At 50.3% G+C, this 13,123-nt stretch carries 10 protein-coding genes; 8 read left to right on the top strand and 2 right to left on the bottom strand.

All coding sequences use genetic code 11. The features are described from left to right. Positions 1-8 precede the first annotated feature (8 nt). Positions 9-1,958 carry a heparinase II/III family protein gene (locus BMW93_RS02595; protein ID WP_090373614.1) on the bottom strand — a complete coding sequence of 650 codons (1,950 nt, stop codon included), beginning with the start codon at positions 1,956-1,958 and terminating at the stop codon, positions 9-11. Between the two features lie 114 nt (positions 1,959-2,072). On the opposite strand from BMW93_RS02595, the gene BMW93_RS02590 reads away from it, so the two are divergent. From BMW93_RS02590 to BMW93_RS02555, 8 genes are all read left to right on the top strand, one after another. After that, positions 2,073-3,359, top strand: a complete 1,287-nt coding sequence (locus BMW93_RS02590) for a Gfo/Idh/MocA family protein (RefSeq protein ID WP_090373613.1) — start codon at positions 2,073-2,075, stop codon at positions 3,357-3,359. Between the two features lie 56 nt (positions 3,360-3,415). Next, positions 3,416-3,847 carry a tRNA (adenosine(37)-N6)-threonylcarbamoyltransferase complex ATPase subunit type 1 TsaE gene (gene tsaE / locus BMW93_RS02585; RefSeq protein WP_090373612.1) on the top strand — a complete coding sequence of 144 codons (432 nt, stop codon included), beginning with the start codon at positions 3,416-3,418 and terminating at the stop codon, positions 3,845-3,847. A gap of 47 nt (positions 3,848-3,894) precedes the next feature. Next, positions 3,895-5,121 carry an alanine dehydrogenase gene (locus BMW93_RS02580; RefSeq protein WP_090373611.1) on the top strand — a complete coding sequence of 409 codons (1,227 nt, stop codon included), beginning with the start codon at positions 3,895-3,897 and terminating at the stop codon, positions 5,119-5,121. Between the two features lie 14 nt (positions 5,122-5,135). After that, positions 5,136-5,540, top strand: a complete 405-nt coding sequence (locus BMW93_RS02575; protein WP_090373610.1) for a hypothetical protein — start codon at positions 5,136-5,138, stop codon at positions 5,538-5,540. Between the two features lie 143 nt (positions 5,541-5,683). Beyond that, positions 5,684-6,118: a hypothetical protein gene (locus tag BMW93_RS02570; RefSeq protein ID WP_090373609.1), complete on the top strand. Its 435-nt coding sequence runs from the start codon at positions 5,684-5,686 to the stop codon at positions 6,116-6,118. Between the two features lie 152 nt (positions 6,119-6,270). Further along, positions 6,271-7,185 carry an ABC transporter ATP-binding protein gene (locus tag BMW93_RS02565; RefSeq protein ID WP_090373873.1) on the top strand — a complete coding sequence of 305 codons (915 nt, stop codon included), beginning with the start codon at positions 6,271-6,273 and terminating at the stop codon, positions 7,183-7,185. A 39-nt stretch (positions 7,186-7,224) separates the two neighbouring features. Next, positions 7,225-8,544: an ABC transporter permease gene (locus BMW93_RS02560; protein WP_090373608.1), complete on the top strand. Its 1,320-nt coding sequence runs from the start codon at positions 7,225-7,227 to the stop codon at positions 8,542-8,544. 155 nt (positions 8,545-8,699) lie between these two features. Then, positions 8,700-11,675: a DUF2723 domain-containing protein gene (locus tag BMW93_RS02555; RefSeq protein ID WP_090373607.1), complete on the top strand. Its 2,976-nt coding sequence runs from the start codon at positions 8,700-8,702 to the stop codon at positions 11,673-11,675. A gap of 87 nt (positions 11,676-11,762) precedes the next feature. On the opposite strand, the gene BMW93_RS02550 is transcribed toward BMW93_RS02555, so the two are convergent. Further along, positions 11,763-13,094: a Fic family protein gene (locus BMW93_RS02550; RefSeq protein WP_090373606.1), complete on the bottom strand. Its 1,332-nt coding sequence runs from the start codon at positions 13,092-13,094 to the stop codon at positions 11,763-11,765. Positions 13,095-13,123 lie beyond the last annotated feature (29 nt).

The following is a 13,123-nucleotide window of genomic DNA, read 5'->3' as shown; positions in this document are numbered from 1 at the left end:
AGGCCTGTTCAGGATTTGGTGATGATGAAACTGTGTTTGCCTTTGGGTTTCAATGCCTTGCTGGTGAGAATAATGCGGGTAACCGGCGCGCCATCCCATTTGGTTTTGAAACTGTTGTATTCCATGCCTTCGGTGGAAGGCAACTCCGTGGAAACTGTCCAGCTCTTGGGGTCATAAGAGAGCGAAACGGTTTTTTTACCAGAAGTCGTCAGGATAATTTTCCCCGGCGTGCCGGTGTCGACTTGGCAGACGGTCATGAATATTTGCTGCAACGAGTCGGGCTTCTGTTTCAAGGCGTAATCGTCGGAGATTTCCACCGCATTCTTGCTGCGATTGAGCTTTACCAGCCGGTTCCAGTTTTGTATGCCGGCCTCCTGCGGGTAGGCGGGCGCGATGTCCATGGCCAATGAAACTTCCTTTTCGGAGATATTGCTTTTTACATTTCGCGCATTGAACTGCTTTCCGGCGGGCTGTCCGATCCCGTTGATAATCGGCAGGTTATGGTATTTCGATTGCGTGAACCAGAGCTCATATCTTTTCGATGAAAACGTTCGTGCGGTATAATTGCCGCGCCCGGCATCGACGATCACCGGCTCGCCATCGGCATACACAATGAAATCGCCGACGTCATTATGGTTGTGACTTTCCGCATTGTGTCCGGCGTGGGTGGCGAGGTACAGGCCGTTGTCGGAGCGGGCGGTGAGTACTTCAATGTCCGAAAGCCACGATTGCGCTACTTGCTTGTAAGTTTTGGACTGATCCTGCTTCAACTCGGAAGTAGTAAGCAGGTTCCAGACTTTTCTCGGACGCTGATAGCCGTTGCCGCCGGTTACCGCACCAAACTGGCAGTAAGCCCATTCTCCGAGGGCAGTCAGTTCGGGGTCGTTGACAGCTTTTCCGAAACGGTAAAGCATTAACCCGTCTGGTTTCAGTTTCGGGTCGGCGTCGGCGAAGTTGACGAAATAGTCGTTGGCGATATGCACTTTGTAGACATAAGCGGCCATTTTGCGGATCAGCTCATTGTCGTAAATATTGACTTTCCCTTTTGTAGCACTTTCCAGGATTGCGAGGGCGTCGTATGCGCTGGCTCCCGCGGCGAACCAGTAGCTCGGGCCTTCGTCGCAACCGCCGTCGTCGCCGAGACTGTTGAAATACCGGTCGAGGAACACCATGTACTGATAGGCATTTTCGCTGCGTTTTTGGGTGTCCTTTTCGAGTAAAAGATCGGCGATGAGCAGGTTAGAGACAATCCACGGGTTCCAGTTGTTGACCGGATTGGTCGTACTCAGCCATGTGTAGCGTTTGGCGTCTTTCAGTGGTTCGAATATCTTTTTATTGGTTTCAAAATAAATGCGCGGCCTGATGAGCGGGGACATTTTATCCAGTTTCGCGCCCAGGAAATAATCGGTGAGTGCTAATACGCCAGCGGTTTCAGCGCCGAAAAGGTCTACGGTCGGGTCCTGTACATCCGGCAGGCCGTTTTTAGCTTTTTGCACACTCAAATGCGCGGGGACACCCCAGTAAGTCTCTTCGCAAATGGCCCATACCGAGTTCAGAATAGCCTCCATAAACCGGTCTTTGCCTTCCACGGCTTCGGCAAGCACGAGGTTCATCAACTGATTTCTCCGCCCGAACGATGCCGCCGCGTGCCGTTCGCGGTCGCCGCTGCGGGTGAAATCGAGCAAAAGGCTTGCGGTAACCATTGGAACAGGCTTTTCCAGTGCTTCTTCGCCAGCTTTGACGATTTTTGCGAGTTCGGCCGGGTCGGTTTTGCTATGCCATTCCCCGGGCGTTTTGGGGTAAGGTGCCCATTTATCAAGCGGAATGAGGGCCTCACTAAATGCGCTTTGCGTATACTTCTGAGCTAGAATGTTACGCTGAGTCACTTGCGCTCCGGCAGGCTGGGCGCCCCCGGACAACGTGATCGCCAGGGCAAACCCCAGTAGTTGTCTGATCATAATGGCTGTGGTTTAGGAAGTTGAATGTAATTGAATATAAGACTCCGATATCCAGTAGAATCACTGACTTCGGCCTTTAATTTAAATTCAATTAGTACAAATTCCTCAAAAAATATGAATACCGAACGCCTGAACCGCCGCGACTTCCTGAAAGCTGGTGCTGTTGTTTCTACCTTCATGATTGTGCCGCGGCACGTGCTCGGGCGGGGATACAGAGCGCCGAGCGACATGATTTCGCTAGGCTTCATCGGTTGCGGGCGTCAGGCCGGCGGCTTACGCAATCGCTTCCTCGATACCCAGGAAACACGCATTATCGCGGCGTCGGATGTGTATGCGGTCAAGCAGGACTCATTTGTGAATGCTACCAATAAATGGTACTCCGAAAAGCTGGGGGAAGGTAGTTACAAGGCGGCAGCCGGTATTAAGGATTTCAGGGAATTGCTTTCGAGAAAGGATATCGATGCCGTGGTAATCGCCGCGCCGGATCACTGGCATGCGGCGATGGCCGTCCGTGCTGCGGAGGCGGGGAAGGATATTTACTGTGAAAAGCCACTTTCACTGACGGTTAAGGAAGGCCGTGCCATGGTGAATGCGGCCAGAAAACATAACCGTGTATTCCAGACCGGAAGTATGCAACGCTCGGCGCCCGAATTCACGAAAGCCGTGCAGTTGGTGCGAAGCGGCGCGATCGGGACCATTAAGAAGGTGTATGTCAATGTAGGCGGGCCACCGAAAGTGTGGGATTTGCAGCCTGAGACAAAGCCCGAAGGCCTCGACTGGGACCTGTGGATGGGACCTAATACCATTGAAAGACCCTACAACAACGAACTCGCGCCCGCTATGGACGCGAAATTCTGGCCAAAATGGCGGGATTACGTCGAATTCGGCGGTGGCGGAATGACCGACTGGGGCGCACATATGTTCGATATTGCCCAATGGGGACTGAATATGGACGCCAGTGGCCCAACGGAACTGGTTTATTCCGAGCCCGGAAAGGGTTTGGTGTACAAGTACGCCAATGGCGTCGAGGTGATCCATCGCCAGATGGAAGGCAAGCAGCATTGCCATTTCGTAGGTACCGATGGGGAGGTATTTGTTGCCCGTGGTGAATTGAAAACCACACCGGAAACATTGAAAGACAAGGTTTTTAATGCAGGCGACGCCGGGGTTTACGTCAGTACCAATCATTATAAAGACTTTCTGAATGCGATGCGCACTCGTAAGCCACCTATATGTGACGTGGAGACCGGCCACCGCACGGCGTCGGTTTGCAACATCGGCAATATCGCGTACGGCTTGGGCCGTTCGCTGAAATGGGACCCGGTGAAAGAAGATTTCGAAGGGGATAAAAAGGCCAGCCAGCTACTGGGCAGGCCCATGCGGAAAGAATGGAAAGTATGATGTAGTCGGACACATAAAATTGTACCGGGTTTTTCCAAATTGTGTATTTTTGTAACATGATTGGACAGCCCACGGTTATTCGTTTTAAAGAACTCGACGAGCTTGGAAATGTATCCGAAGCACTTTTGAAGCTTGGAGCGGAAACGCCTGTCTGGCTTTTCGAAGGACAGATGGGAGCGGGTAAAACGACGCTCATCAAAGCATTGTGCAGCCATCTGGGGGTTACAACCCACGTGCAAAGCCCCACTTTCTCGCTGGTGAATGAATATGACGCGGGGGGCGCAACAATCTATCACTTTGATTTTTATAGGATTAAGGACGAAACAGAAGCCCTGGACATGGGCGTGGAGGAGTATTTCGATTCGGGGGATTTCTGCTTTGTCGAGTGGCCGGGGAAGGTTGAAAACCTTTGGCCGCTGAATTATATGCGGCTGCATCTGGAAGCGGATGAAAGTGGCATGAGAATATTGGAAGTCACCAAGGTATAAGAGGTCACATTTAGTCAGTTCAGTTTCACACTTCATTTTGCCAATCAATGCCACAACCTCAGATTACCGGTTTTGAAGAGCTCGCCAAGCAGTCGGTGCTGTACCCCCAGGAATCATTAATGGCGGTCCGGAAGGACCAGAATTCGCTGCATATCGGCTTGCCGAGGGAGGTTTCGTTGCAGGAAAACCGCATTGCGCTTACGCCCGACGCGGTGGGGATCCTGGTCAGAAACGGGCATGAGGTATGGGTGGAGAAGGACGCCGGTAAAGGCGCCAACCTGTCGGACCACGAATACAGCGAGGCCGGTGCGAAGATCGTGCAAAGCCCCGAGGAGGTGTACCAGGCCAATGTAATCCTGAAAGTGGAGCCGCTGGTGGAGGAGGAGTTTCGTTTTGTAAAGGCCGGAACGACGCTGATCTCGGCCCTCAACCTGCCCGCGCTGGAAAAGCAATATTTTGAAAAACTCAATGAACTGAAAATAACGGGTATCGGCTATGAACTGATCGAGGACAAGGTAGGAGGGAAGCCGATTATCCGGGCCATGGGCGAGATCGCCGGAAGTACGGTGCTACTTATCGCCGCCGAATATCTTTCGACGCCGAATGGCGGCCGGGGCATTATTCTGGGCGGCATTACAGGCGTACCACCAACCAAGATCGTGATCCTGGGCGCGGGCACGGTTTCAGAATACGCCACGCGTGCAGCCCTGAGCGTAGGCGCGGACGTGAAGGTTTTCGACAAACACATTTACCGCCTTCAAAGACTCAAATATTCGATCGGTCAAAATCTGTACACCTCCATTATCGAGTCCGAAACGCTGGCGGAGGCCATCGGCCGGGCGGATGTGGTGATCGGTACGATGCGGGCCGAAAACGGGCTGAGCCCCATGGTGGTAACCCGTGAAATGGTCTCCAAAATGAAGCCCGGCTCGGTGATCATCGACGTGAGCATCGACCAGGGCGGGTCGTTCGAGACTTCGCGGATGACGACGCATAAGAACCCGATATTTAAATACAATGAAGTAATCCACTACTGCGTACCCAATATCCCTTCGCGCGTGGCGCACACGGCGAGTACGGCGCTCAGCAACGTGTTTTTGCCGTTTTTACTCCAAACCGGCACAATAGGGGGCATCGAGGAAATGATTTATGCCAATCGTTGGTTTATGAAAGGGGTGTACTGCCACAAAGGCACGCTCACCAACTCCCACATCGCCCGCAGCTTTAACATGCGTTACAAGGATTTGACGTTGCTGCTGGCGGCCAGAATGTAAAGTATTTATTAATTATGATTAACAATAGCAATGAAAATGCCCTGATGGACGATGCAAATTCTCCGGATTTGAATCAGAAACTGATGGGATACATATCGCAGGATTTTATCAAGGTCGCCGACCAGTTGAAAGAAGCCTCGTACCAGATTCGCAAACGCGGTTTTTCGGAATATCCGATTTTCGCGGTAACCAACAACGAGCTCGAATTGGGCGTACTGCTGATCGATGCGTCAGAACTGACAAATAACTATATTTACAAGGCGTCGTACATGCAGGAGTTTGTCGACCGCAAGCTGATCGGGCCGGAATCGGTGCTGCTTTTTACGGAAAACTACAAGAATCCGGAAGAGTTCTGCTGCCTGTTCGCATTGATCGGCGAGTTCTCGGGTTTTGTGTATGTACCTTACCCGGAAGATTAGCGGCTGGATGTCGGTAGAAAAGTTGCGCAAGGCCGCTTAATAAACAGTTGGAACGCTTACTAGGTCGTGGGGATCGGGTTCCTGGATTTTGTTTTAGTTTTAAGAATTAATTGTTTGAAATTCAGCTAATAAATCCCCCATCTATGGAATCCAAACTACTTCTCGAGAAAGAACTCGAACCGATTTTCCTTCAAAAATTTCCACCATTCTCCGAGAGCGTCAAAGAATTTCTCGTTCAGTATGGTCCTTACATTATCCTGGTGCTCTCCATTCTCGGGGTGCTGGGCTTGCTCACAGCGTTGGGTGTAGGTGGTGCTGTTTTAGGGGCTGGGGGGCTTTCAGCAGGTATTGCATTCAATGCTTATGTGGGTATCGCACTCGGCATTGTAACGCTGGTGATGTACCTGATGGCGTTTTCACCACTTAAAGCGCGCAAAAGAGCCGGCTGGAACCTGCTTTACTACGCGCTGCTGATCGGCCTGATCAGCAATCTGATCCAGTTGAGCATTATCGGCTTCATTATCGGCGGGATCATCGGTTTCTGGGTCCTTTTCCAGATCCGCGAGAAATACGCATAAATATTAAACGGCCTATGCCGTGGAAAGCGGGCGGATTATTCCGTCCGCTTTTTATTTTTGCCATTGGTCAGTCAAATGAGGCTTTTATACTTGTGGCTGCCGCGACCTGGAAAATTACTTCGCATATTTGCGTTTACACCGTTTTGAGATTTATGAATATCATAGAGGTAAGGAATGTAACGAAGGAATATTCCAGCCACACGGCCCTGGACAACGTCAGTATCTCCATTCCCAAAGGATGCATTTTCGGGCTGCTGGGCCCGAATGGCGCAGGGAAGACGTCGCTGATCCGCATTATCAACCAGATTACCGGCCCCGACAGCGGCGAAGTGTTGTTCGATGGTGTACCGCTGAACCCCAACCACATTTCTAGGATCGGGTATTTGCCGGAAGAACGCGGGCTTTACAAAAAGATGAAAGTAGGCGAGCAACTGCTCTATCTGGCGCAGCTCAAAGGGCTTTCGCAAAAGGAAGCGATGGAAAAGCTCAAAACCTGGTTCATTAAATTTGATATTAAAACCTGGTGGGACAAAACGATCGGAGACCTGTCGAAGGGAATGCAGCAAAAGGTACAGTTCGTCTCGACCGTCCTGCATGAGCCCGACCTGATCATTCTCGATGAACCATTTTCCGGCTTCGACCCGATCAACGCCAACCTGATCCGCGACGAAATCCTCGAACTGAAACAAAAGGGCAGTACCATCATTTTTTCGACCCACCGCATGGAAACCGTGGAGGAACTTTGCGACCATATTGCATTGATCCACAAGTCGCGCAAGGTGCTCGATGGTCCCAAAAGGGAAATTAAGGAGCAGTTTAAGACGCATACCTATTTTGTCGAATACAAAGGCCATCTCGACGAGCTGGACCCGATCTACCAGATCCTCGACCAGAAAATACTCGAAGACGGCTACCTGCGCTCCAATATCCAACTGGACGGCGACACCAATGCGAATGCGCTGTTGCTCAATCTATTGTCGAAAGTGGAGATTCGCGGATTCGGTGAGAACATCCCGACGATGAGCGACATTTTTATGAAGGCGGTCAATGAAGTTCCGGAGGCATAAGCCGGGCCATTCCATTCACAGTGATTAATCCGAAACCCCATGCGAAATATATTTCTGGTAATTAGAAGAGAATACCTGGTAAGGGTCAAAAAGAAGTCGTTTCTGGTGATGACGCTGCTGGGGCCACTGCTTTTTGTGGCATTCTACGCGGCGGTGATCTGGGTGGCACTGGGTTCGGTGGACACGAAAACCGTGCAGGTTCTCGACGAAAGCGGTTTGTTTCAGAAGAAATTCAAAGATTCGGAGACCTTGAAATTCGTATTCATCGATAAAAGTATCGATTCCGCCAAAGCCGCATTCCCCGCCAGCGAGGCTAATGCGCTCGTTTACATTCCGGCCAATGTGATCAAAGCGCCGAAGAGCGTCCGCATTTACGCCGCCAAGAATGTGAGCCTGGATTTGAAATCGGATATCGAGAAGGTCATCGAGAAGGAAATTGAAGATATTAAACTCGCGGAGGCGGGCATTACGCACAAAATCCTGGAAGATTCGCGCGTGAATGTCAATTCGGAAACGATCAGTCTGAGCGAGGAAGGCGAAAAAACGAGCAGTTCGGGCGCCGCCACCGTCATAGGCGGCATTTGCGCATTCCTGATTTATATGTCGGTATTCATTTACGGCACGCAGGTAATGCGGGGAATTACGGAAGAAAAGACGAGCCGGATCGTGGAGGTGATCATTTCTTCCGTAAAGCCGTTTCAACTGATGCTGGGTAAAATCATCGGCGTCGCATTGGTTGGTTTAACCCAATTTGTCCTCTGGATCCTGCTCACTACCGCATTGACAAGCGTTACCTCGGCCATATTGGGCAGCCGGATGTCCAAAGATCCTGCCCAAATGGCGCAGGAAATGCAGAAAGCGCAAATGCCGAACCAGCCCATGCCCGCGGGCAACGTGGATAACCCGGTAACCGAAATTCTCGGCGCTGTATCCAGCCTGAATATCCCGCTGATCATCGGTTGCTTTTTGTTCTACTACCTGGGTGGATACTTGCTTTACAGCGCATTGTTCGGTGCGGTAGGGGCGGCTGTCGACAACGATGCGGATACCCAGCAATTCATGCTGCCGATTACATTACCCATTATTTTCTCCTTCGTTTTTGCCCAATTCGTCCTCCGCGACCCCGACGGTACGCTCGCATTCTGGACATCCATTATTCCATTCACCTCGCCGATCATCATGATGGTCCGTATTCCGTTCGGCGTGCCGGCGTGGGAACTGGTATTATCAATGATACTGCTCATACTAGGTTTCATGGGTACCACCTGGGTCGCGGCACGCATTTACCGCGTAGGTATCCTCATGTACGGGAAGAAGGTTAGTTATAAGGAACTGGTGAAGTGGATATTTTATAAGTGACCGCCGCAAGCCCCTTTAACGTTTTTTAAGATTCTCAAACCGTTGCCGTTGTGGTTATTTTGCTAATTTTGGCCGATCAATGATAGAACTGCTCAAAAAGAGTCGCCATCTTTGCGCATCGTGCATATAACTTTTTCAAATTTACCGTCTTTCAGATGACCCGTTTCAACCGTACCAACAACCTTACGGGTTGGATTGTCTTTGCTATTGCATTCATCACATACGCCCTTACAGTCGAACGTACTGCCAGTTTTTGGGATTGCGGGGAATTCATAGCCTGTGCATTCAAATTGCAGGTTCCTCACCCTCCCGGCGCCCCTTTCTTCCTGTTGATCGGCCGTATTTTCTCCCTTTTTGCAATGGGCGATCTGCTGCAGGTCGCATACTGGATCAACATGGTATCGGTGCTGAGCAGTGCATTTACCATTCTGTTCCTGTTCTGGACCATTACTCTGCTCGTTCGCAAACTGGTCGCTAAAAATGACGAAGAGCTGACGCAAGCTGATACACTCCTGGTAATGGGAGCGGGTATCGTTGGAGCATTGGCCTATACCTGGTCCGATTCCTTCTGGTTTTCGGCGGTGGAAGCGGAAGTTTACGGGTTATCGTCCTTCTTTACAGCCATTGTGATCTGGGCCGTATTCAAATGGGAACGCATCCAGGACCCTGCTGCCGAGAATCGCTGGCTAATTCTGATCGCCTATTTAGTAGGACTTTCTATCGGTGTCCACTTGCTGAACCTCGTTACGATCCCGGCGCTTGCATTGGTGTATTATTTCAAGAAGTATCAGAAAGTCAGTGTCTTCGGAGGCATTATGGCCTTTGTGGGCGGTTTGGTGGTTTTGGGGATCATCAACTCGGGTATCATTCCAGGCTTGCCGAGCATTGCCGGTAAATTTGAGATATTCTTTGTAAATACTTTGGGATTGCCTTACAAGTCAGGGGTGATCTTCTTCATTATATTGTTCATCGGCGCGCTGATCTGGGGAATCCGTTTTTCCCAAAAGAAAGGCAACGTACTGCTCAATACAAGCCTGCTTTCATTGGCATTTGTATTGATCGGCTACGCGAGCTACCTGATGGTATTGGTGCGTGCCGAGTACAACCCGCCGATCAATGAAAACAACCCGAACGACGTGTTGAGCTTCGTTTCTTACCTGAAACGCGAGCAGTATGGCAGCCGTCCGCTGTTGTACGGGCCGTCGTTCGTATCACGCCCGGTAAGCCAGAAACGCGGCGCACCTATGTACCGCAAACAGGACGGCAAATACGTGATTTACGATTATCGTCCTGAATACGAATATGAGCCAGGCGCGAATATGCTGCTCCCACGCATGTACAGTACCCAGCCAGGACATTTTCAGGAGTACCAGAAATGGACGGGTATTGCCGAAGGACAGAAACCGACGATGGGGATGAACCTCAGCTTCATGTTCCGTTATCAGATCGGGCATATGTACTGGCGCTATTTCCTCTGGAACTTCGTCGGTCGCGAGAGCGATGAAGAAGGAGCCGGCAATATGACCCCTTGGGATGTTTCAACCAAATACCCAGAGCCGATCGCGAAAAACAAGGCACACGATAATTACTTTATGCTCCCATTCCTTCTCGGATTGTTTGGCGTCGTGATTTGCTATTTCCGTCAGAAGCGCGACTTACTTGTTCTGGGACTGCTCTTTTTCCTTACCGGCGTAGCACTTGTAATTTATTTGAACTCGCCACCGACCGAGCCGCGCGAGCGTGACTACATCTATGTGGGTTCGTTCTATATCTTCTGTATCTGGATCGGCTACGGGGTTATCGCTATTGCGGATGCGATCGGTAAGTTTGTAAGAGCCGGTGCCACCCGTGCGGGTGTTGCCACTGCGCTTGGTTTGGTCGTGCCTGTCATTATGGGTGCCAAAGGTTGGGATAACCACAACCGCGACCACCGTTACCATTCGGTCGATTTCGCTAAAAACCTCCTGAACTCCTGCGCGCCGAATGCGATCCTGTTTACGGGCGGCGATAACGATACTTTCCCGTTGTGGTACGTGCAGGAAGTAGAAGGCTTCCGTACGGACGTGCGTGTGTGTAACCTCAGCCTTCTCGGTACCGATTGGTATATCGACCAGATGAAGCGCAAGACTTACCTGTCGGAAGCATTGCCTATTTCGCTCGATAAGAACAACTACGCATTCGGAAAGAACGACATCGTCCCTTTCTATGAAATCCCAAGCGTGAAAGCGGGAATCAACCTGAAAGAATATCTCGGATTGGTGAAGCAGGAAAACAAGGCGATCCAGGTGCCGTTGACCAGCGGTGATATGACATCCATTCTACCGTCGTCGGTATTGTTCCTGCCGGTGGATGCCGAGGCTGTGAAAAAGATGAATATCATCAAAAACGACCTCCTTCCATTCGTAAGCGATTCAATCAGCTGGACGATCGGTAAAGGCGATTTGTACAAATCAGACCTGATTATGCTTGATATTATTGCGTCCAACGACTGGAAACGTCCTATTTACTTCTCGTCGACCCTTGGCGGATCGAGCTACCTGAACCTGAAAGAATACATGCAACTCGAAGGCTACGCTTACCGCCTGTTGCCGGTGAAAGTACCGGGTGCAAGCGATGGCTACGTGAATGCCGATGTGATGTACAATAATCTGATGACGAAGATGTTCTGGCGCGAGCTCGACAATCCGAATACTTATTATGACAACACTTACCTCGGCTCACCGGTAGCGACTGCGCGTATCGCGTTCCTGCGCCTTACCGGCCAGCTCATCGCCGACGGCCGCAAGGCAGAAGCGAAAAAAGCCATAGAGCGCTCGCTGACCACGATGCCGGACAAGAGCATTCCGTACGATCAGTTCTCGGCCAACTTCATCGGCCCATTGTTCGATCTGGGTGAAAACAAGAAAGCCCTCGAAATAGCCGAAACAATGGCGACCCGCGCCGACGAAGTGCTAACCTGGGCGAAGAATAATTCCACCACCCGCCGCCGCGATAGCAACGTATACCTGTACATCATGCAAGTGATCGTTCAGGAATGCCGCGATGCGAAACAGGAAGCCGCCGCGAAGAAATACGAGGCGATTTTCCAGAAGCACCTGGCTGCGTTTAATATGTATGGGGGAGGGCAGTAAGCCAGAAACCATTTAGTAAAAGAGAGAGCCCCGAATGCAAGATTCGGGGCTCTCTCTTTTTAGATATTGTCTTAGACTTCTGTGATATTATTTGCCGGATTCGGCATTGTAAATAGATTCCACTAGTGCAGTGTGTTCCTCAGTGACGATTTTCACAAGCTGCGATATCTCGCTTTCGGTTAAACTTTGGGAATACTTTTTAGTAATGGCCAAATCGCCGGCAGCCACAATATATGTCCATTCCATGAAGCGTACCGCGATGATCATCAAATGGTTTGTGCTAAGATATTCCTGGTGTCGGAAACGGTAGAATGCATTGACGATAAAAATTTTCTTTTCGCCACCTGTTTGCATTGCATAGGAAAACTGATCTTCCGGCGATGATCTGACAATGTCGTCCAATGGCCTCTGGGTCTCCGAAGTTGTCACATAAGAGAAACGGTCCGTATAAAATCTTGCAAACTTAGAGCCTTCACGCTTAGCCTCATTAAAGACGGGAATGAGGGAGCCATGAATAACACTGGCAATCGCATCGGCTGATTTTGCAACCGTACGTTCATCAACTTCAAGCAACTTCGCAAAGAATTCCAGCTTCTTGTCGACATCATCAGGCTCGTCGATATTCTCTCCCTGCGCGCCGCGAATCATTAAGTTAAGTGAATCCACAAGGTTCTTACCTATATAATCCAGAAACGCGGAGAGCATACCGGCATCGGCTTGTTCCAATGCTGAAAGATAATTGCGCTTGTCCTCGGTTTTGATGATCACGGGAGGATAGCCGTGCCGCAGCAGAATAAAATTCATGAGCAACCGGGCAGTGCGGCCGTTCCCATCATCAAACGGGTGAATCCTGATAAATCTGTAATGGAATTCGGCGGCAAGCAATATGGGATTCGATTTGGGATTGCCATCCATTTCGCGGTACCATTCGATGAGTTCTTGCATCATTGCCGGCGTTTCTTCAGGTGTTGCGAAAAAGAAGGTTTCACCTGTGGCTGTACGAACATGGTTTGGCAATCTTTTATATTGACCTATGTTTACGGTCTTGCTCGCAGGTTTGCCATCAGAGGTCTCCGCGCTTACTTGATATGGTTTTTGTAATAGAAGCTTGTGTAACTCGCGGATAAACGTTTCGGTAAGGGGCCTGTCGCCTTTCACAACGTCCATCACCCAATTTACTGCTTCGTTGTGGCCCTGCATTTCGAGATGGTCGGACAATGGCTTGCCTTGTGCAGTGATACCAAACATCAGCAATGCCTTAGTTTCACCGTAGCTGAGTGAGTTACCTTCAATATGGTTAGAATGATAATTCCAGTCGAGCCGGAATTTTTGCATAATGCGTCGCTCCTGCTCCTCTTGTAGTGGTCTGAGATTATCCAGCTCTTTCTTTAAAAGCAATGCTTCCTCTATCGGATTCATATCGAACGGTCGTTAAATGCGAGTTACTA

The sequence above is a fragment of the Dyadobacter sp. SG02 genome (genome assembly GCF_900109045.1).
Classification (GTDB): domain Bacteria; phylum Bacteroidota; class Bacteroidia; order Cytophagales; family Spirosomataceae; genus Dyadobacter.
This window is presented reverse-complemented; position numbering and strand designations above follow the sequence as displayed.